General features: G+C 70.8%; 14 protein-coding genes and 1 tRNA gene. 5 read left to right on the top strand and 10 right to left on the bottom strand.

Annotated features, from left to right (window positions below; genetic code table 11):
* From WD341_RS16070 to WD341_RS16060, 3 genes are all read right to left on the bottom strand, one after another.
* The coding region (locus tag WD341_RS16070) for an NAD-glutamate dehydrogenase domain-containing protein (RefSeq protein ID WP_368426490.1) at positions 1 to 2,879 on the bottom strand (2,879 nt) is incomplete at its 3' end.
* Between the two features lie 224 nt (positions 2,880 to 3,103).
* Positions 3,104 to 5,770 (bottom strand): methyl-accepting chemotaxis protein, encoded by a 2,667-nt coding sequence (locus WD341_RS16065; RefSeq protein WP_368426489.1) that lies wholly within the window; start codon positions 5,768 to 5,770, stop codon positions 3,104 to 3,106.
* A gap of 83 nt (positions 5,771 to 5,853) precedes the next feature.
* On the bottom strand, positions 5,854 to 7,023 hold the full coding sequence (locus WD341_RS16060; protein ID WP_368426488.1) for an ABC transporter substrate-binding protein: 1,170 nt from the start codon (positions 7,021 to 7,023) through the stop codon (positions 5,854 to 5,856).
* Positions 7,024 to 7,320: 297 nt separating this feature from the next.
* Between WD341_RS16060 and WD341_RS16055 the strand changes: the two genes are divergently transcribed.
* Positions 7,321 to 7,845 carry a TetR/AcrR family transcriptional regulator gene (locus WD341_RS16055; protein WP_368426487.1) on the top strand — a complete coding sequence of 175 codons (525 nt, stop codon included), beginning with the start codon at positions 7,321 to 7,323 and terminating at the stop codon, positions 7,843 to 7,845.
* Between the two features lie 85 nt (positions 7,846 to 7,930).
* Complete coding sequence (locus tag WD341_RS16050) at positions 7,931 to 9,025, top strand: alkene reductase (protein WP_368426486.1); 1,095 nt, start codon at positions 7,931 to 7,933, stop codon at positions 9,023 to 9,025.
* 155 nt (positions 9,026 to 9,180) lie between these two features.
* Here the strand turns inward: WD341_RS16050 and WD341_RS16045 are convergent, their stop codons facing one another.
* From WD341_RS16045 to WD341_RS16030, 4 genes are all read right to left on the bottom strand, one after another.
* On the bottom strand, positions 9,181 to 9,792 hold the full coding sequence (locus WD341_RS16045; protein WP_368426485.1) for a chemotaxis protein CheB: 612 nt from the start codon (positions 9,790 to 9,792) through the stop codon (positions 9,181 to 9,183).
* Between the two features lie 97 nt (positions 9,793 to 9,889).
* Positions 9,890 to 10,348, bottom strand: coding sequence for a DUF6691 family protein (locus WD341_RS16040; RefSeq protein WP_368426484.1), 459 nt, complete (start codon positions 10,346 to 10,348; stop codon positions 9,890 to 9,892).
* A gap of 2 nt (positions 10,349 to 10,350) precedes the next feature.
* Positions 10,351 to 10,803 carry a YeeE/YedE family protein gene (locus WD341_RS16035; protein ID WP_368426483.1) on the bottom strand — a complete coding sequence of 151 codons (453 nt, stop codon included), beginning with the start codon at positions 10,801 to 10,803 and terminating at the stop codon, positions 10,351 to 10,353.
* Positions 10,800 to 10,925 (bottom strand): hypothetical protein, encoded by a 126-nt coding sequence (locus tag WD341_RS16030; protein ID WP_368426482.1) that lies wholly within the window; start codon positions 10,923 to 10,925, stop codon positions 10,800 to 10,802. The genes WD341_RS16035 and WD341_RS16030 overlap by 4 nt, the downstream gene beginning before the upstream one ends.
* 193 nt (positions 10,926 to 11,118) lie before the next feature.
* Here WD341_RS16030 and WD341_RS16025 point away from each other — a divergent pair, with 193 nt between their 5' ends.
* Entirely contained in the window at positions 11,119 to 12,366 is a 1,248-nt protein-coding gene (locus tag WD341_RS16025) for an MFS transporter (RefSeq protein WP_368426481.1), read from the top strand.
* 3 nt (positions 12,367 to 12,369) lie between these two features.
* Here WD341_RS16025 and WD341_RS16020 read toward each other — a convergent pair whose 3' ends face one another.
* Positions 12,370 to 13,932, bottom strand: a complete 1,563-nt coding sequence (locus WD341_RS16020) for an acetolactate synthase large subunit (RefSeq protein WP_368426480.1) — start codon at positions 13,930 to 13,932, stop codon at positions 12,370 to 12,372.
* A 20-nt stretch (positions 13,933 to 13,952) separates the two neighbouring features.
* Positions 13,953 to 15,551, bottom strand: coding sequence for a gamma-glutamyltransferase family protein (locus tag WD341_RS16015; RefSeq protein ID WP_368426479.1), 1,599 nt, complete (start codon positions 15,549 to 15,551; stop codon positions 13,953 to 13,955).
* Between the two features lie 526 nt (positions 15,552 to 16,077).
* Here WD341_RS16015 and WD341_RS16010 point away from each other — a divergent pair.
* Positions 16,078 to 20,085 (top strand): Eco57I restriction-modification methylase domain-containing protein, encoded by a 4,008-nt coding sequence (locus WD341_RS16010; protein WP_368426478.1) that lies wholly within the window; start codon positions 16,078 to 16,080, stop codon positions 20,083 to 20,085.
* A gap of 56 nt (positions 20,086 to 20,141) precedes the next feature.
* On the opposite strand, the gene WD341_RS16005 is transcribed toward WD341_RS16010, so the two are convergent.
* A tRNA-Gly gene (locus WD341_RS16005) sits at positions 20,142 to 20,216 on the bottom strand.
* Positions 20,217 to 20,359: 143 nt separating this feature from the next.
* Between WD341_RS16005 and WD341_RS16000 the strand changes: the two genes are divergently transcribed.
* Entirely contained in the window at positions 20,360 to 20,911 is a 552-nt protein-coding gene (locus tag WD341_RS16000; protein WP_368426477.1) for a prolyl-tRNA synthetase associated domain-containing protein, read from the top strand.
* Positions 20,912 to 20,955: the final 44 nt, after the last annotated feature.

The following is a 20,955-nucleotide window of genomic DNA, read 5'->3' as shown; positions in this document are numbered from 1 at the left end:
GTGATCCCCATGGCCTTGTGGTCGTAGCCGGCCGAGCCGCCCGAGGCGAAGGCGTCGTCGAGCCAGAAGCCGTAGTCGACGGAGACCGCGTTGGCGTAGTCGGAGAAGGTCGCTGTGCCCTTGTCGGCGGCGACCACGAGGTAGGGATCGTCGCCGTCGTAGCGCACGACCTGCTTGGGGGGCTCGACCGTGTCGCCCTTCAGGTTGTCGGTGATGTCGAGCAGGCCGCGCAGGAAGGTCTTGTAGGCGGCGACGCCCTCGGCCAGCCGCCCTTCGCGGTCGGCAGGCAGACGCTTGGGATAGAAGCCGCCCTTGGAGCCGACCGGCACGATCACGGCGTTCTTGACCCGCTGCGCCTTGACCAGGCCCAGGACCTCGGTGCGGAAGTCCTCGCGCCGGTCCGACCAGCGCAGGCCGCCGCGCGCGACCGGGCCGAAGCGGATGTGCACGCCCTCGACCTGGGGCGAGTAGACGAAGATCTCGCGGTAGGGCTTGGGCGCCGGCAGCTCCTCGATCTTGTCGGCGTCGAGCTTCAAGGAAACGTAAGGCTTGCGCTGCCCGGCCTCGTCGAGCTGGTAGTAGTTCGTGCGCTCGGTGACCAGGATCAGGTTGAGGTAGCGCCGCAGGATGCGGTCCTCGTCCAGGCTGGTCACCCGCTCGAGCAGCTCGTCGAGGCTCTTGACGACGTCCTGGCAGGCCTCCAGGGCCTCTGCCGGCGAGCGGCGGGCGACCTCGGCCGGATCGAAGCGCTGCTCGAAGAGCCGCCACAGGGTGCCGGCGATCCGCGGATTGGAGACCAGCGTCGCCTCGATCATCTCCTGGCTGAAGGGGATCGCCGCCTGGCGCAGGTACCTGGCGTAGGCGCGCAGGATGCGGATCGCCGCGGCGTCGAGCCCGGCCGCCAGGACCAGGGCGTTGAAGCCGTCGTTCTCCATCTCGCCGCGCCAGGTCAGGGCGAAGACCTCGTGGAAGGCCTCGCGCACGAGCCTGACCTCCAGCTCGTCGTCGGCCTGGGTGCGCATATCGAAGTCGTGGATCCAGATCGGATCCTGGGTGCCCTCCGGCATGACCTCGTAGGGGACCTCGCCGATCACTCTCAGCCCCATGTCCTCGAGCAGGGGCAGCACGTCGGACAGCGGCAGCGCGTCGCGCGCGTGATACACCTTGAAGTGCAGCCGGCCCGGCACCGCGCGCGGCGGCCGGTAGAGGTCCAGGGCGAGCTCGCCGTCGCGCAGGGCGCTCTCGAGGTTGCGGATGTCGGCGACCGCGTCCTTGGCGCCGAAGACCTCCCGGTAGTTCGACGGAAAGGCGTTCCGGTAGCGCCGGTGCGTCCTCAGACCCCGCTGCTCGCCGAGCGCGGCGACCAGGGCTTCGCGCAGCTTGTCGTCCCAGGCGCGGGCGAGCTCGGCGAGCTCGGCCTCCAGGGCGCCGCGGTCGACCGCCGGCAGCGCGCCCTGTGTGGTCCGGATGATCAGATGCAGGCGCGCCAGCGGCGACTCGCCGATCTCGGTGTGAAAGCTCGAGACGGTGCCCTGGAAGGCAGCCTCGAGGCGCTTCTGGATCTTCAGGCGCAGGCTGGTGTCGAAGCGTTCGCGCGGCACGAAGATCATGCAGGAAACGAACCGCTCGAAGGGGTCCTGGCGGACGAACAGCGCGGTGCGCTGGCGTTCCTGGAGGTGCAGGATGCCGAGCGCGGTCTCGGCCAATTCGGCCTCGTCGATCTGGAACAGCTCGTCGCGCGGGTAGGTCTCCAGGATGTGCATCAGGGCCTTGCCGTCGTGGCTGCCGGACATCAGTCCGGCGCGCTCGACGGTGCCCTCGACCCTGCGCCGCAGCAGCGGGATGGTCCGCGGGCTGGCGTTGTAGGCGGTCGAGGTGAACAGCCCGACGAAGAGGCGCTCGCCGGTGACCTCGCCCTTACGGCCGAAGGACTTGATCGCGACGGTGTCGAGATGGGTCGGGCGATGCACGGTCGAGCGGCGGTTGGCCTTGTTGACCCGCACCAGCATCGGTGTCTTCACCCAGGCCTGCACGTCGGGCGGCAGCTGGCCGAGGTTGCGCAGGCCGTCGAACACCGAGTAGGCGGGGTCGCGCAGCAAGCCGAGCCCGCTCGACTCGTCGATGCGCGCGACGGCCTGGTCGCCTTCCTGCTCGAAGCGGTACTCGCGGAAGCCGAGATAGGTGAAGTTGTCGTCGTCGAGCCAGTCGAGAAAGTCGACCGCCTCGGCGACCTCCTCGCGCGGCAGCTTCGGCGGGTTCTTCTCCAGCTCGCGCACCAGGTCGCGGCAGCGCGCGCGCATCGTGCGCCAGTCCTCGACGGCATTGCGGACGTCGATCAGGATCCGGGCCAGGGCGGCCTCGATCTCGGCATGGCGCTCGACCGGCTGCTCGCCGAACTGCACCAGCATCACCGATTCCGGGCGCCCCGCGGTCTCCGCCTCGGCGGGCAGGCCGATGTCGATCAGCCGGCCCGCCTCGTCGCGCTCGACCGCTAGGATCGGATGGATGACGAGGAAGACCTCGGCCTGCAGGCGATGCAGCTCCTGGCTGACCGAGTCGACCAGGAAGGGCATGTCGTCGTTGACGATCTCGGCGACGCTGTGGCCGCAGGTCCAGCCATGGCGCTCGCGCTCCGGCGTGTAGACCCGGATCTTGGCGCGCTCGGGCGCGCGCTCCTGGACGAAGGACCAGAGCGAAAGGGCGGCGCCGGCGACATTCTCGGCGCTCTCGCCGAGAACGTCATCGGGCGGCACGTGGGCGTAGACCGAGCGGACGAACCGCGCGGCGCGCTCCGCGTCCTGGCCGCCGAGCCGCGAGGCGGCCTCCCGCGCCGCCGCGTCGACGAGCTTCGCCTTCCGGTTCTCGACATCCCTCGGCATCGCCCATCCTTCCGCCGTTCCGGCTTTCCGCGCTTCCGGCGAACGCGCAGCTGTTCCGCCGTCGCCGCCTGCCGCCCACGGTAACGCAAAGTGGTGGCCGGCGGGAGGGTAGGCCGGACGGCAGCCGAGGGAAGGCCGGGAGCGCCGGGAGCCGGCGCCCCAGGCGCCGTCATGGAAACGGCAGGGGGTTGTCGCTCCGGGCGGGCGCCCGTCAGCCCCCGGCGTCAGCTGGCGCGCACGCCGCGCAGGAAGTCCTCGACCTGGCCGCGCAGGCCTTCCGACTCGCGGGACAGCTCGCGGGCCGAGATCAGCACCTGCTCCGCCGCCGAGCCGCTCTCGACAGCCGAGCGGTTGACCTCGCCGATGCCCTCGGTGGCGAGCTTGGTGCCCTGGGCGGCGCGCTCGACGGTGTGGGCGATCTCCTCGGTCGCGGCGTTCTGCTGCTCGACGGCGCCGGCGATCGAGGCCGAGATCTCGTTCATCTCGCCGATCACCCGGACGATCACCCGGATTGCCTCGACGGCCTCGCCGGTGGCCGACTGCATGCCGCCGATCTGCTGGCCGATCTCCTCTGTCGCCTTGGCGGTCTGGGTCGCCAGGTTCTTGACCTCGGAGGCCACGACCGCGAAGCCCTTGCCGGCCTCGCCTGCGCGCGCCGCCTCGATCGTGGCGTTGAGCGCCAGCAAGTTGGTCTGCTCGGCGATCTCCGAGATCAGATTGACGACCTCGCCGATCTTCCGCGCCGCCTCGGCCAAGCCCTCGACCTTGGTGTTGGTCTCGTTGGCCTTGACGCTGGCGTCGCCGGCGACCTCGCTGGAGCGCGTGACCTGGCGGCCGATCTCCGAGATCGAGCTCGACAGCTCGCGCGCCGCGGCCGCGGCGGAATCGACGTTGCCGCTGGTCTCTTCGGCGGCGCCGGCGACGTCCTCGGCACGCCGCCGGGTCGATTCTGCGGTGCCGGTCATGGTCTCGGCGGTCGCCTCCATCTCGGTGGCCGCCGCCGAGAGCGTATCGACGACGCCCTTGACCCCGTCCTCGAATTTCTGGGCGAGCGCCATCATGTCGGCGCGCTGCCGCGCCCGCGCGGCCTCGCGCTCGGCCTCGTTGTCGCGGCGTTCCGTCTCGGCCGCGGCGAGGCTGTCGCGCAGGGCGGCGAGGTTGCGGCCCATGTCGGCGAGCTCGTCGCTGCCCCGGGTCGGCACCTCGACCTCGAGCGTACCGGCGGCGATGGTCTGCATCGACTGGGCGAGCCCGGCGAGGCGGCGCAGAATGGCGCGCCCGACGTAGAGCCAGGCGATCAGGAAGGCGATGACGACCGAGGCGGCGGCGAGCACGCCCATGGCCAGCTTGCCGGTTTCGATGGCGCCGCTCACAGCCTCGCTGGCCGAGGCCATGCGCGCTTCCGCGTCCAGCAGCAGGGAGGCAACCTCGAGGCCGAGCTGCTCGCTCGCCGCACTGCTCGCCGCCAATGCCAGACGGCCCTGTTTGCGGGCCTCCAGCTCCGCGGCCTGGCTGGCGAACAGACTGTCCTCGCCGTGGCCGTGGCCGAGTAGGGCCGTGACAGCCTGGCCGAACGCGCCCTGGGCAATCTCCTCGGGCAGGCTGGCGAGCTCGCCCGTGATCGCCGCATGGGCGGCATTGAAGCGCTCGCCCAGCGGCTGCAGCAGGGTAGCGTCGGTGATGCCACCGGCCTGGTGCAGCAGGCCGGCCGCGACGTTGACTTCTGCCTTCAAGCGCAGCAGACCGACCATCATGCTGACGCCGCCGTCCATCAGCTCGCCGATGGCGGCGGTCGAGCGACCGGCCACCTCCTCGCTGCCGAGCACCAGATCGAAGTTCGCGCTGTCGACGATGGGCCCGAGCCGCTCCAGGAAGCCGCTCTGCAGCGCCGCCATCTCCTCGCGCAGCGCATCGGCAGCAGTCATCGCTTCGCGGCCGGCGGCGCTGAAGGTCACCAGCGCGAAGCCCTGCTCCATCAGCGCGAACAGGCCGGTCTCCTCGGCTCCGATCGCCTCGAGCCGGGTGTAGAGCGCGTCGAGCTCGGCGCTGCCCTGGACGCGGGCGAGGCCGTCGAGTTGATCGCGCAGGTGCCCAAGATCGCTGTTGAAGGCTTCGGCGAGCGGCACCAGCCGCTCCGGCCCTTCCAGGGCGCCGGTCTGGGCGACCAGGCCCGCCATGTGGTTGACCAGGACGGTCGCCTCGAGGCCGATACGCATGCGCGCGACCTGTACGTCGATCAGGCCGGACAAGGTGTCCTGAAGCTCGTCGCCGGCCAGCTCGGTGGCCAGCATCAGTTCGAAGGAGGCGTCGTCGAGCAGCGGCGCGATCAGGGCGTCGACCTGACCCTGCGCGGCGTCGACCTCGGCGGCGCGGCGCTTGAACTCGCGCGCCAGCTCGAGGCGGCGAGCCACCGCCTTGTCCAGGGTCTCGACCGCCTCGCTGAGCCGCATTACCTGGCTGCGGACGGCGCCGACCGTCTCCTCGGCAGCGCCCAGCTGGGCCAGCTTGCCGAGGCGATCGTCGAGCGCGTAGACGCGGGCGGAGAGGGCGGCCGCCAGGACCTGGCGTTCGGAATCGTCGGCCGCGGCGGCCAGTTGCGGAGCCGAGGCCGCCAGCTCGGTGGCGCCGACCTGCAGGCGCAGGGACTGCTCCATGGCAGGCGCCGATCGCTGCGCCGTCTCCCGATAGGCCGCCTCGACGCCGCCGTAGGTCACCCAGGCCACGCCACCGGCCAGAACCGTCAGTCCGGCAACGACGCCGAAGGCCAGGAACAGGCGGGGGCCCAGGCCGAAGCGCTGGCGCCGAGCACCCGGCGCGGCCGCGCCGTCCGAGGCACTCTCCTGCGGCGGCTCGGCGGTCTCGAACTCACGGGTGTCGATTGCTTCTGCCATGGCGGCCTCACACTGCTTCAAGAAGAGAAGGAGACGAAAGGTGGCACGGCGGGGCGCCCGTCCTGCGCCCCGCCGTCAGCGGCTCAGCTCGAGCCGCCCAGGGTCTCGACGGCCTTGAAGCTGCCGTCGGGCTGGATGACAGTGAGAAACACGCGGTCCATGCCCTGGTTGTCGCCGGGACCGTAGGTCAGGGTGACTCCGCCCAGGTCGAAGGAACCGGTGCCGTAGACCGCGTCGAGGAACGATTGGCGGGTCGGCTCCGCGCCGGACTGTTCCAGGGCGGCGATTGCCAGACGGCCCACGAGATAGCCCTCGAGCGAGACGAACTCGGGCTCGGCAGCGGGATCATGGGCCTTCAGCGCCTCCTGGTAGGCGGCAACCGCCGGAATCGTGGTGTCCCAGGGAAAGGGCACGACCTGGGTGACGACGACACCGGCGCCCTCGGAGCCCAGCTCCTTGGCCAGGGCCAGCGAGCCGACGAAGGAGATGTTCACGAAGGTGGCGTCCAGCTTGACCTTGCGCGCGACCTTGATGAACTCCGCCGCCGGCCGGTATGCGCCGACGATGACGACCGCCTCGGGTTCGGCCTTGCGGATCTCGAGGAGGGCGGTCTTCACCGCGACGGTGTTGCGCTGGTAGGTGCCCTCGGCGGCGAGCGCCATGCCGCGCTTCTCGAGGGCCTTCTGGACGCCCGAGAGGCCTGCGCGGCCGAAGGAGTCGTCCTGGTAGAGGATCGCGATCGTCTTGTAGCCCAGATCCTTGGTCAGGTGCTCGATCCAGGCCTCGGTCTCGGCGTCGTAGGTGCCGCGCAGGTTGATGACGTTCTTGAGCGCGGGATCGCGCAGGAATCCGGCGCCGGTGAAGGGACCGACGAAGGGCACGGCCGCCTCGGTCGCGATCGGCTGGGCGGCCTTGGAAGTCGGCGTGCCGACCGGGCCGATCAGCGCGAAGACCTGGTCCTGCTCGATCAGCGCCTTGGTGTTCTCGATGGCGCGCTCCGGCTCGTAGCCGTCGTCCTTGCTGATCAGCTCGAGCATCCGGCCATTGACGCCACCCTTGGCGTTGGCCTCCTCGAAGGCGGCCAGCAGGCCGAGGCGCATGCCCTGGCCGAGCGCCGAGGCGGGGCCGTCGAGGGCGGCCGACTGGCCGAAGACGATCTTGTCGGCGGTGACGCCCGGATCGGCGAGGGCCGATCCGGCGAGGCCCAGGCCGAGGCCCAGGGCGGCGACCGCGCAGTAGCGGTTGAGGTTCATGGGGGTTCCCTTCCGAGTTGTCTCTGACGGCCCGCTCTGCAGGCGGGCATTGCTCGTAAAGGATGTGGCGGAAAGCTTGCCGCAAGGTTAATTCGCCTACCCACGGTCTTGCTTCGGCCCTCGGCCACCCGCGCGACGGGATCGCCCGGTGATCGTGGCGGCTCTTGATTTCCGGACCGATCGTTCCACATCCAGGTCATGGCAAGCCCAAGGACCGACAGTTTCACTTCCTGCCCGTCCGGATCGGCGACCTGCACCGGCCCGGGCCGGCCGCGCGCCTTCGACGCCGAGGCGGCCTTGGGGGCCGCGCTGGCCTTGTTCTGGCGCCAGGGCTACGAGCAGACCTCGCTCGAGGAGCTGACGGCGGCCATGGGCATCAGCCGCTCCAGCTTCTACGCCTGCTTCGGCTCGAAGCACGAGGCCCTGCTGGCCGCCGCCGGGCGCTACTGCGAGGACAACCTGCGCGCCCTCGATGCCCTGGCCGGGGCCGAAGCCGACCCGGCGCTGGCGGCCCGTGCCGTGGTCGAGGCGATCGCCGCGCCCGAGGGCGGCCGGCACGGCTGCTTCCTGGCGAACTGCGTCACCGAGCTGGCCCCGCACGACCCCGAGATCGAAGCACTGGTACGCCGCCAGCTCGCGCGCACCGAGGCCCTGCTGGCCGGACTGCTCCGCCGCTCGGCACCCGGCGATTCCCGCAGCGAGGATCGCGCGGCCGCGCTGCTGTCGCTGGCGCTCGGCGCGACCATGCTGCGCAAGGCGGGGACCCCGCCGGAACGCCTCAGGGTGCTGCTGACGCAGGCCGACCGCCTGATCTCGCCCTAGACCCCTCAGCCCCGCCCCGGGTTCGTTCTCGCCCAATTTTGGACCAATTGGTCCGGATCTCATCGCACCACGAGGAACCAGAGACATGACAGAGATGCTCTTCACGCCGCTCCTGCTCGGCGACCTCCAGCTGCCCAACCGGGTGGTGATGGCGCCCCTGACCCGCAACCGGGCGCTCGCCGAGGGCGACGTGCCGCAGGCGCTCAACGCCGAATACTACGCCCAGCGCGCCGGCGCCGGTCTGATCGTCAGCGAGGCGACCCAGATCTCGCCGCAGGGCAAGGGCTACGCCTGGACACCGGGCATCTACAGCGAGGCCCAGGTCGCCGGCTGGCGCCTGGTCACGGAGGCGGTCCACGCCAGGGGCGGCCGGATCTTCGCGCAGCTCTGGCACGTCGGCCGCATCTCCCACGTCTCCCTCCAGCCGGGCGGGGCGGCACCGGTCGCGCCCTCGGCGATCGCCGCCAAGGCCCGCACCTTCGACGGCCAGGGCTTCGTCGAGACTTCCGTGCCGCGCGCCCTGGAAACCGACGAGATCCGCGGCATCGTCGCCGACTACCGCAAGGCCGCCGAGAACGCCAAGGCGGCAGGCTTCGACGGCATCGAGCTGCACGGCGCCAACGGCTACCTGATCGACCAGTTCCTGCGCGACGGCTCGAACCGGCGCGGCGACGCCTACGGCGGCTCCCTGGAGAACCGGACGCGCCTGCTGATCGAGGTGCTGGAGGCCCTGTCGTCGGCCTGGCCGGTCGGCCGCATCGGCCTGCGCCTCGGCGCCTTCTCCAACGCCAACGACGTCGCCGACTCCGACCCGATGCGCACCTTCGGCTACGTCATCGACCGGGTGAACAACTTCCGCCTGGCCTACCTGCACATGATCGAGGGCCAGACCGGCGGCAGCCGCGAGTTGCCCGAGGGGGCCGACCTGGAGGCGCTGCGCGACCGCTTCGACGGGCCCTGGATGGCCAACAACGGCTATGACCGGGCGGCGGCGATCGAGGCCGTGGACGCCGGCCGCGCCGACCTCATCGCCTTCGGCCGCGCCTTCATCGCCAATCCCGACCTGGTCGAGCGCCTGCGCCGGAACGCCCCGCTCAACGAGCTCGACCCCGACACGCTCTACGGCGGCGGCGCGCGCGGCTACACCGACTATCCGCGGATGACCGACATCGCCGCCTGACGTCGCGGCGTCCTGCCACCGCCCCGACGACAGTCGTCGAAGCTGCGCCCGGCCGGGGAAACCCGCGCCGGGCGCCGTCGTTTCGGCCCGGCGCCTCGGCCGCATCGCCAGGACGCCCGCCGCGGCCGCCGCCATCCCGGCCGCGCCGATACAAGCTAGGCAGTCGGAACCGTGTGCCGCCCCGCCCGAACCTGGGTCGCCGTGCGGATCGCAGCTGCGATCTCTTCGAGCTTGCCGAGCACGTCGATCGGGCCGTCGTACCGGATGGCATTCTCCGGCATGCCATCGGCCTGTGGCGGCCGGTCGAGGACCATGGTGAGGCCGCCGGCGGCGTGGATGGCTGCAAGGCCGCGCGACCCGTCATCGAGCGAGCCGGACAAGACCACGCCGATGGTGCAGGCCCCGGCCCTGGCCGCAGCCGATGCGAAGAGCAGATCGACGGTGCGGTTCCGGTATTCCCGGGTCGGATCATCCACCAACCGGCCAAGATTCGATTCGATCAGGGTCAGGTGCTCGGCCGGAAGACCGAGGTAGACCGTCCCGCGCTCGAGGCTCTCGCCGGTTTCGGCGACGACCACACGCAGGGATGTCGCCTTCGCCAGGACGGGTTGCAGTTGACTGACCGCGTTCCACGGTCGGTGCAGCACGACCATGACGACGGCGTTGATCTGCGCGGGCAGGAGGCCGAGCAGGTCCCGCAGGTCGGTAAGGCCTTCCCTTCCCGACGCGCCGATGACGACGAACCAAGGACTCTCATCGCTCCGCATGGTCAATTCTAGCATAAGGGCGGCCTAGCGGCAGCCCCGACGCGCGACCAGGCACACCGGGCCCGGGCGAAGGAGCTGGGCGACCCGATCGCCGCCTTCAGGAGCTTCCTGCTGGCGCATGCGTCGAACGCGCGAGGCGCGGCGCGGCGAAGCGGTCGTGGAGCAGCATGCCGACCAGCATCGCCGCGACGAACAGCAGGACCTGCGGCCCGGCGAAGGAGAGGGCCGCGACCGCCGGCCCGGGACAGAAGCCGGCGAGGCCCCAGCCGACCCCGAACAGCAGCGCGCCGGCCACCAGCGGCCGGTCGATGCTGCGCCGCGTCGGCAGCTCGAAGGCGGCCTCGAGCAGCGGCCGCTCGCGGCCCCGGACCAGCCGGAATCCGACGAACGCCACCCCGACCGCCCCGGCCAGCACGAAGCCCAGGGTCGGGTCCCACGCTCCCGTCACGTCCAGGAAGCCGCGGACCCGGGCCGGGTCGACCATGCCCGAGACCGCAAGGCCCAGGCCGAAGAGGGCGCCGCTGCCGAGCGCGGCCAGAAGGCGCAGTACAGCCATCGTCATCCTCCCACCAGGCGCTGCAGGAACACGGTGGCGACGGCGGCACCGAGGAACAGGCCGACCGCGGCCAGGGAGCGGGGCGAGAGGCGCGCCAAGCCGCAGACGCCGTGGCCGCTGGTGCAGCCGGAGCCCAGCCTCGTGCCGAAGCCGACCAGCAGGCCCGCGACCACCAGCAGCCCCGCCGAAGCCTCGATCCGCACCGTCGGCCAGTCGCCCGCGGCCAGGCGGTAGAGCCACGGCCCGAGCAGCAGGCCGAGCAGGAACAGCGCGTTGCCGAGCCAGCGGCCGGCCCGGCCGCCGCCGCCCGGCAGGCGCAGGACGCCGGCGAGGATGCCGCTGATGCCCGCGATGCGGCCGCTCAGCAGCAGCAGCAGGGTCGCCGAGAGCCCGATCATCGCCCCGCCGAGCAGCGCGGGGAGGTAATCGAGCAGGCCCGTCGCCGGCGCGCTCACGGCCGGCCCCCGGCGACGCCGGGGAAGGCGTCGGGATCGGCGACGACATACTGCAGGCTGGCGGTGCGGGGCTCGTAGAAGGCGGTGACGCTGGGGCCGCTGGCGGAATGGTTCGACGGCATGGCGCGGAGCTTCCTCTGTTACCAGTTTACAAAAAGATAGAATGTCAGGGGAGGCGATCAAGGCCAGGCCGCTGCGGCCAGCCCTGCACGCCGCTCCGCCCTGCCCTGCCGGAATCGCGGTGCCGGTTCGACAGGCGGGGCAAAGGCCCCTAGACCAAGCCCCGGTTCCTGCACCAGGGAAGGACAGCGGCGCGTGACAGGCAGTCTGCCCGAGTCGGGCCGGCCGGCGCGCATCCGGCGCGGCAGCCATGCCTTCTGGTGCGCCAACGCCGCGCTCTTCCTCGCGGCCTTCTCGGTCTTCGCGCTGCTCTACTCGGTGCAGCCGCTGCTGCCGATCTTCACCCGCGAGTTCGGGGTCGACGCCGGCACCGCCTCCCTGTCGCTCTCGCTCTCGACGGCGACACTGGCGCTCTGCCTGCTGCTGGCCAGCTGGCTCGCCGACCGCTGGGGCCGCAAGACCCTGATGGCGGCCTCCCTGCTCGGCGCCGCGGTGCTCGGCCTGCTGGTCGTGGCCGCGCCCGACTGGAGCAGCCACCTGGCGCTGCGCACCCTGCTCGGCATCGCCCTGGCCGGCGTGCCCGCGGTCGCCATGGTCTACCTGGCCGAGGAGATGGAGCCCGACGCCTTCGGCTTCTCTATGGGGCTCTACATCGGCGGCAACGCGATCGGCGGCATGGCCGGCCGGCTGCTGGTCGGGCTGCTCGCCGACTTCACCTCCTGGCGCCTGGCGCTGGGTGCCCTGACGCTGCTGGTGCTGGTCAACGCCGGGCTGTTCTGGTGGCTGCTGCCGCGGCCGCGCCACTCGCCGGCGCGCCGGATCGGCCTCGCCGATTTCCTGGCCTCGGTGCGCGGCCAGTTCGCCGACCGCGGCCTGCCCTGGCTGTTCGCCGAGGCCTTCCTGATCATGGGCAGCTTCGTGGCCCTCTACAACTACATCGGCTTCCGCCTGCTGGAGCCGCCCTACGGGCTCAGCCAGGCGGCGATCTCGCTGGTCTTCCTGGTCTACCTGATCGGCACCGGCGCCTCGGCCTGGATCGGCGCGCTGGCGCAGCGCCTCGGCCGGCGCAGGATGCTCTGGCTGATGATCGTGATCATGGGCGCCGGCCTGGCGCTGAACTGCCTGCCGACGACCCCGGCGGCGGTCGCGGGCCTCGTCGTCTTCACCTTCGGCTTCTTCGGCGCCCACTCGATCGCGAGCAGCTGGGTGGCGCGGCGCGCCCGCTCCGGCAAGGCCCAGGCGACCGCGCTCTACCTCTTCTTCTACTACCTCGGCTCGAGCGCCCTCGGCACGCTCGGCGGCTACGCCTGGAACCACTGGGCCTGGACCGGGGTCGCCCTGGTCATCGGCGGTGCGATCCTGGTGGCCCTGGCGATCGCCGTCCGCCTATTCTACCTGGCGCCGCTGGCGACCACCGAGGAGCCGCCGCCGGCGCCGCCGTGAGGGTCAGGTCAGGCACTCGATCAGGAAGGGGCCGCGCGTCGCCAGCGCGCCCCGGAAGGCGCGGTCCAGCGCCTCCAGGCTCTCGACCCGCACCGCCTCGACGCCGAGGCTGCGCGCCAGGCCGACCCAGTCGACCGGCGGCGAATCCAGGCTCAGCATGCGCTCGGCGTTGCGCCCGAAGCTGTTGACCCCGACGTTGCGCATCTCGCCTTGCAGGATTGCGTAGGCGCGGTTGGCGAAGACGACGGTGACGACGTCGAGCTGCTCGCGCGCCTGGGTCCAGAGGCCCTGGACGGTGTAGAGGCCGCTGCCGTCGGCCTGCAGGGAGACGACCTTGCGGCCGGGGCAGGCGATCGCCGCCCCGGTCGCCAGGGGGATGCCGACGCCGATGGCGCCGCCGGTCAGCTGCAGGTAGTCGTGCGGCGGCGAGGCGGCCGAGAGCCGGTAGAAGTCGCGCCCCGAGCTTACCGATTCGTCGCAGACCACGGCCTGCTCGGGCAGCAGGCGCGCGACCAGGGCGCAGACGCCGTCGGCGTCGAGGCGGCCGGAGGCGGGAGGCTCGGGCGCCGTCCCGCCCGCTTCGGCATAGGCCGGCACGGCCCGCCCGGCGCCGAGCGCCTCGGCCAGGGCCTCCAGCGCTCCCGGCAGGTCCTCCTCGATGGCGGCGAGGCGGAGCAGCGCGCAGCCCTCGGGCAGCAGGCGGCTCGGCTTGTTCGGGTAGGCGAAGAAGGCGACGGGGTCGGCGGCGCCGACCAGGATCAGGGCCTCAAGGTGGCCGAGGGTGGCCAGGGCCTGGTCGACCGGATAGGGGATGCGCGTCACCGGCACCCGCCCGGCGCCGCGCTCGACCCGGCCGTTCGAGGTCTGGGAGAACAGGCCGGCGCCGGTCGCCGCGGCGATCCGCCCCGCCGTCTCCAGGGCATCGGCGCGCAGCGCCCGGCCGGTGAGCAGCAGGCCGCAGCGGCCGCCGCCGCGCAGTATCGCAGCGGCGGCGGCGACCGCTGAGTCCGCCACCGGCGGCGCGACCGGCGCCGGCAAGGCGGCCGGCGTGCCTTTTCCGCCCGGCGGCACCTCGCCCCAGGCCGCGTCGGCCGGCAGGATCAGGGTCGCCGGCCCGCGCAGCGCCAGGGCGGCCTGCCAGGCCTGCCCGACGTCCTCCGCGATCGTCTCTGGCCCGGCGATGCGCCTGACCCACTTCGACATCGGCCGCGCCAGGCTCTCGATGTCGCTGGTCAGCGGCGCGTCGTGGACCAGGTGATAGGCGGCGTGGTCGCCGACGATGTTGATCATCGGCGTGTGGCCGCGCCGGGCGTTGTGCAGGTTGGCGAGGCCGTTGGCCAGACCCGGCCCGGTGTGCAGCAGCGTCGCCGCCGGCTTGTCGGCCATGCGCGCGTAGCCGTCGGCGGCCCCGGTGACCACGCCCTCGTGCAGGCCGAGCACGCAGCGCAGCCGCGGTTTGCGGTCGAGCGCCGCCACGAAGTGCATCTCCGAGGTGCCGGGATTGGCGAAGCAGAGCTCGACCTCCTGGGCGAGCAGGCTGTCGCAGAGCAGGTCGGCGCCGTTCATTCCTCGTCTCCCCTCCGCCGCTAGAAGCCCAGGGCGCAGCCGTCCTTGCGGTGGTCCGAGGCGCCGCGCAGCATGCCGCTGTCGCCGTCGATCCAGATCGCCTGGCCGCCGCCGAGCGGCGTCGGCCGCGGCGCGATGCGGTGGCCGCGTCCCGCCAGGTCGGCGAGCAGCGCCTCGTCGAGCGTGGTCTCGACCTCGAGCCGACCGTCGACCGCGAAGGTCCGCGGCTCCGACAGCGCCTGCTGCAGGTCGAGGCCGCGGTCGAGCAGGTTGCCGAGGAACCAGGCGTGGCCGGCGGCCTGGTAGTGCCCGCCCATGACGCCGAAGGGCCCGACGGTGCGGCCGTCCTTGCGCAGCAGGCCCGGGATGATGGTGTGCATCGGCCGCTTGCGCGGCGCCAGGGCGTTGGGATGGCCCTCGGCGAGGCGGAAGGAGGTGCCCCGGCTGTGCAGCAGGATGCCGCTGGCCGGGTCGGTCAGGGTCGAGCCGAAGCCGTGGAACAGCGAGTTGATGAAGGAGACGGCGTTGCCGGCGCCGTCGACCGCGCAGAGGTAGACGGTGTCGCGGTGCTCCGGCTCGTTCCACAGCACCGGCGTACCCGCGCGCCTCGGATCGATGCGGCCGCGCAGGCGGTCGGCTGTCGCCTCCGACAGCAGCTCCGCCACCGGCAGTTCGGCGCCTTCCGGGTCGCCGAGCAGGGCGTCGCGGTGGTGGTAGGCGAGCTTGGTCGCCTCGGCGTGCAGGTGGATGCGGTCGGCGAGCGGCACCTCGGGGCCGAGCTCGAAGCCCTCGAGGATCGCCAGGATCATCAGCGCCGCCAGGCCCTGGCCGGCCGGCGGGCATTCGAGGACCTCGTAGCCGCGGTAGCTGCGCGCGATCGGCTCGCCGTAGGAGGCGCCGCCGGCCGCCTCGGCGAAGTCCTCGAGGCTGTGGGAGCCGCCGAGGCCCTGGAGGAAGGCGACGAGGTTGCGTGCGGTCTCGCCGGTGTAGAAGGCCGCGGCACCGCCCTCGGCGATCTCGCGCAGCCGGGCCGCGAGCAGCGGCTGGCGGACCCGCGCGCCCGGCCGCGGCGCCTCGCCGCCGGGCAGGAAGACCGCCCGGCTGCCGGGCTGCGCGGCCAGCAGCGGCGCCGCGTCGGCCCAGTCCTGGGCGACCCGCTCGGTCACCGGGAAGCCCTCGGCGGCGTAGTCGACGGCGCGCTCCAGCAGCCGCGCGAAGGGCAGCCGTCCGTGGTCGGCATGGAGCCGCGTCCAGGCCGCCACGGCGCCCGGCACCGTCACCGCGTGGGGGCCGACGCGCGGCACCTCCGCGAGACCCTGGTCGCGCAGCGCCGCGGCGCTGGCCGCCGCCGGCGCCCGGCCGCTGCCGTCGAGCGCCAGGACGCGGCCGGCCTGCGGCCCCTCGGCCGGCGCGTAGAGCGCGAAGCAGTCGCCGCCGATCCCGGTCATCGCCGGCTCGACCACGCACTGCACGGCGCAGGCCGCGATCGCGGCGTCGACGGCGTTGCCGCCGGCGGTCAGGATCTCCAGGCCGGCGGCGGTCGCCAGCGGGTGCGAGGTCGCGATCATGGCGTCGCGCGCCATGACCTCGGAACGGCCGGGACGGAAGAAGTCGTGCATGGGGGTCCGGGACAGAGGGTGGGAAGGAATCGGCTGGCAGACTGGCTCAGATCGCAGACTGGCCCAAATCGCCGGCGCCGTCGATGCGCCAGAAGCCGGCACCGGCAGCAGCGGGCGCACCTGAAGCGCGAAGAGCCCGGGCGATTGCGGTCGAGGTTCGACACCAGGGACCGGGACTATTTCCAGGCGCTGCAGGCCGCCGACACCCTGCATTCGGCGAGGTGATCGTCGGCAAGGTCGAGGGCACGCTCAATTTCAACCTCAGCCGGCGACGTTCGCCCACTGCGGAGTTCGAGGCGGGCCGCTTGCTCGTCCAGGTGCGCTTGGTCGGCCAACCTTGCCCTTTGTGGCAAGTGCATGGGAGAACGGCACGGGACGGTCCGCTCTCGGAACAAGGGGTGGAGCTGGGGGGTAACGAGGTGGTCCAGGGAACGTTGTTTACGCGCGATTCCTCGACGAAGGCATCGTCGAGTCGCCCGCGTGGCGTGCACTGGACGAGGCCGTCGTCGCCGAGTTCCGGGAAGCGGTGCGCCACGTCTACCGGACCTTCCCCACCGAGAAGAAGGCCAGCGAAGCCCAGACGGAGGACGACCTGATCTGGAAGGTGCTCGCCCTGCTGGGCTGGGAGCACTGGTCCCGCCAGGTCAACCTCTCGCCGAAGGGGATGGAGCACAAGCCGGACGGTCTGCTGTTCGCCGACCGGGAAGCCAAGGAACGCGCCAACGCCAAGAGCGATGAATGGCAGCGCTACGGCGAAGGCCTCGCCATCGTCGAATCGAAGCGCTGGCTGCGAGCGTTGGACCGCAAGGGGCCGCAGAAGGACGACCTCGGGGTGCCGCACAACCAGATGCTGCGGTATCTCGACCGGCTCAACATCATGACGCGCAGCGCAGTGCGCTGGGGCATCCTGACCAACGGCGGTCAGTGGCGCCTCTACTACCAGGGCGCCACGTCGGTCTCGGAGGAGTTCCTGGAGCTCGACCTGCCCGTCCTGGTCGGACTCCCGGGGCATGAGCGTGGGCTGTTCGACGGCGATCCGGCCCACTACCTCAAAGTCTTCATGATGATGTTCGGCCGGGCGGCCTTCCTGCCCGATCCCGCCCTCGACGGTCGCACCTTCCATCAGTTTTCGCGCGACGAGGGTCGACTGTGGGAGCAACGGGTCGCCAAGGACCTGTCGGATCTCGTCTTTCGCAACATCTTTCCGGCGCTGGTCAGGGGTATCGTCGCCCACGATCCCGAGCGTCCTGCGCCAAACGTCCCCGCCTACCTCGACGAGGTGCGCGACGCCGCGCTGATCCTGCTCTATCGGCTGCTTTTCGTGCTCTACGCCGAGGACCGCAACCTCCTGCCGTCCCGGGACAGGAAGTACGACGACTACGGCATGCGCAACCGGGTGCGCGCCGACATCCGCCGGCGAGTCGACGAGGGCGACGCCTTTTCGAGCCGTGCCGCCAACTACTATATCCACCTCCGTCAGCTCTTCGGATTGATCGACGAGGGCGATTCGGACATCGGCCTGCCACCCTACAACGGCGGTCTGTTCGCCCGAGGCCGTCCCGGTGCCCGCATCCTCGAACGGATCGACCTGCCGGATGCTCTCTTCGCGCCGGTGATCGACGCTCTGTCGCGCCACGACGACGGCAAGACCAAGCGCTGGATCAACTACCGGGACTTGTCCGTGCAGCAGCTCGGCTCGATCTACGAACGCCTGCTGGAGAACGAGGTCAGATTCGAGGACGGCGAGATCGTTGTCGGCGGCGATGGAGAGGCGCGCCATTCCAGCGGCAGCTACTACACCCCGGAGGCGCCGGTTCAGCTGATCATCGCCAAGGCCGTCGGCCCACTGCTCGACGAGCGGATGGAGGCCTTCCGGGCCAGGGCAGACGCCCTGCGCGGCGACACCCGGGCGAAGGCCCGACGGCTGGAGGAGCTGCGCGCCGTGGATGCGGCGACCCGCATGCTGGAGATCAAGGTCTGCGATCCTGCCATGGGCAGCGGTCATTTCCTGGTTTCGCTGATCGACTATCTCGGCGACCGCATCCTCGCCGCCGTCGACGAGGCGCAGGACCTGTTTCCCGGGTACGAGTCGCCCCTCGTCGCAACGGTCGCCGGCATCCGCGACGGTATTCTCGGCCGCGCCGGCGCCGATGGCTGGACGGTCGAGGAACACCAGGTGGAAGACCGCCTGATCGTCCGGCGCATGATCCTGAAGCGGGTGGTCTACGGCGTCGACAAGAACCCCATGGCGGTCGAGCTGGCCAAACTGTCGCTCTGGCTGCACACCTTCACGGTCGGTGCGCCGCTGTCGTTCCTGGAGCACCACCTGCGCTGCGGCGATTCGATCTGCGGCGAATGGGTACGGCCGGTCGAGGACCGACTGGACGAGCTGGGCGCGACCCTCTTCATCCGCAACTCCGTGAGCCGTGCCCGCCAGACGGCGCAGGGAATGGCCGAGATCGAACGACTGTCGGATGCCGATGTCGCCGAGGTCCAGCTCTCGAGGGAGACCTACGCCGCCGTGAAGGACGCGACCGAGCCTCTGGCTCGCTTCCTCGACTTCATGCATGCCCGCCGCTGGATCGGCGGCGATCTCGCGGCGGCGCGCGCGGCCTGTGCCGAGGCGCTGACGCGGCACAACCTCGTGCTGTCGCCCCAGACCTTCGCCGAGATGGCCTACCGCAGCATCCTGACCAACGGCTATGGCGATCCGGTCGAGATCGCGACCGGAAGGGCGGTCATTCCGCCGCCGAAGCCCGACAAGGCCGGTCGCGGGCCGCGCCCCAGGAAGCCGACCAGGGGCAAGCCTGCCGACTATTCGCCGGCGGCGGTGCAGGAGGTTGCCCGCGAGCTGGTGGACAAGGCCCGGTGGCTGGCCGAGCAGGAGCGCTTCCTGCACTGGCAGGTCGCCTTCCCCGGCGTCTGGGAGAACTGGGAGAGCGCCGCCCCGGAAGGCGGCTTTGACGCGGTCATCGGCAACCCGCCCTACGTCCGACAGGAGCTGCTGAGCCGGGCCAAGCCCTTCCTGAAGGAAGCCTACGCGGCCTTCGACGGCGCCGCCGATCTCTACGTCTACTTCTACGAGCTGGGCCTGAAGATCCTGAAGCCCGGCGGCCGGCTGTCGCTGATCGTCACCAACAAGTGGATGAAGGCCGGCTATGCCGAGGCCCTGCGCAGGCTCTTCGCCGAGGAGGCCTGGGTCGAAGGGGTCGTCGATTTCGGCCATGCGAAGCAGATTTTTCCGGGCGCCGACGTCTTCCCCTGCGTGCTGGTCGTGCGCAGGCCGAATCAGGAGCCGCCACCGATGGACGCGCGGGTGTGCGTCATCGATCGCGAGGATCTCGACCTGGACATGCTGCCCCAGCAGGTCGACCAAGCCAGCATGACCATCAGGCGTGACAGCCTTAGCCCTGAGGGCTGGAATCTCGAGTCGCCTGAGGTTCTGGCGCTACTGGACAGGATGCGCTCTGTCGGCACGCCACTGAAGAACTACGTCGGCAGCGAGCCTCTGTATGGCCTGAAGACCGGCTTCAATGACGCGTTCCTAATCGACCAAGCGACCCGCGACGATCTGGTCGGCGAGGACGGGCGACTGGCTGAGATCGTACGCCCCTACGTGCGGGGGCAGGACATTCAACGTTGGACTCCGGCCTGGAACGGCCTGTGGGTGATCGTGCTGAAATCCAGCGCCAATCATGCGTGGCCCTGGTCCAAGGCCGCAGATGAAACCAAGGCCGAGGCTATATTTCGCGAGACGTACCCGAGCGTGCACGCGCACATGAAAAAATACGAGGAACAGCTAAGAAGTCGGCGGGATAGAGGGCATTATTGGTGGGAGTTGCGCGCGTGCACTTACTATAAGAGATTCCTTGAACCAAAATTGTTCTATCAGGTTATTCAGTATAACTCTGCTTTCTGCTTAGACGACTCAGGGCACTTCGGTAATGACAAGACTTTTTTCTTGCCGTCCAATGATCTTTTCCTTCTTGGAGTGCTGAATTCGCCGATTATTTGGTGGCACAACTGGCGCTACTTGCCTCACATGAAGGACGAGGCCTTAAATCCCGCCGCCTACAAGTTCTCAGCACTTCCCATTGCCACGCCATCTAGCCGTGTGCGAACTCAAGTTACTAGGAACGTCATTCGACTAATCGACATCAAGAGGAAGGTTGCCGTGGCAAACGACGCGCTGCTTGATTGGCTACGCGTAGAGTTTGATGCGGACAAGCCGTCCCAGCGTCTTCAGTCTGCTCCCAGCCTATCGCTCGAGGAGTTCCAAGCTGAGGTCAAGAAGGGACGCAAAGACCGCCTCAGCGTCGCCGCGCTCGCCGATCTCACGCGGGCCTACGACGACACCGTTGTTCCCGCCCGAGCACTGCTCGCCGAGGCCGCCACCCTCGAACGGGAGGTCTCCGATCTCGTCAACGAGGCCTATGGCCTGACCCCGGACGAGGTCGAGCTGATGTGGCGGACCGCGCCGCCGAGAATGCCGCTGAAGCCGCCGCCCGGGGAAGATCGGGGAGGGGCAACCTGACCCAAGAAAGAAGGCCCGGAAACCGCTGCTCTGGCGGCTTCCGGGCCTCTTTGTCTTGGAGCGGGCGATGAGATTCGAACTCACGACCCCAACCTTGGCAAGGTTGTGCTCTACCCCTGAGCTACGCCCGCAATGAGGTAAGCCGACGGCAAGGCCGCCGGGGAGCGTCGATCTAGCGAGTCCGGGGGCCGAACGCAAGGGCTTTTCGGCGGCGCCGCGGCTGTCTAGGGTCGCCTTCCGGAGCGCAAGCGCGGCAGCGGTCGGAGGGCGAGGGATGAGCGGCGAGGCGGCGGCAGGGGAAGCCGAGATCGAGGCGCGGCTGGCCGGCGGCGGGACGCCGCTGACGCCCGAGGCGCTGCTCGCGCGCCTGGCCGAGCTCGGCATCGCCCAGACCACGATCGAGCATCCCCCGGTGTTCACGGTCGAAGAGGCCAAGGCGCTGCGCGGCACGCTGCCCGGCGCCCACGTCAAGAACCTGTTCCTGCGCAACAAGAAGGGCCGGATGTGGCTGCTGTCCTGCCTGGAGGACCGCGACATCGACCTCAAGGCGCTGGGCGAGCGGCTCGGCGGCGGGCGCCTGTCCTTCGGCAGCGCCGAGCGGCTGATGCGCCATCTCGGCGTGCGGCCGGGATCGGTCACCGCCCTGGCCGTGGTCAACGATCCCGAGGGCGCGGTGCAGCTGGTGCTCGACCGGGCGCTGACCACGCTCGACCCGGTCAACCTGCACCCACTGGCCAACGACCGGACCACGGCGCTGAGCCCGGAGGGGCTGCTCGCCTTCTGCCGGGCCGTCGGCCACGAGCCGGCGCTGCTCGACATGGACTGAGCGCCGGGGACTGAGCGCCGGGGACTGAGCGCCGGGGACTGAGC

The organism is Tistlia sp. (assembly GCF_040905785.1).
Classification (GTDB): domain Bacteria; phylum Pseudomonadota; class Alphaproteobacteria; order Kiloniellales; family DSM-21159; genus Tistlia.
Note: the sequence above shows the minus strand (reverse complement) of the source record. Positions and strands in the feature narration are given on the sequence as shown.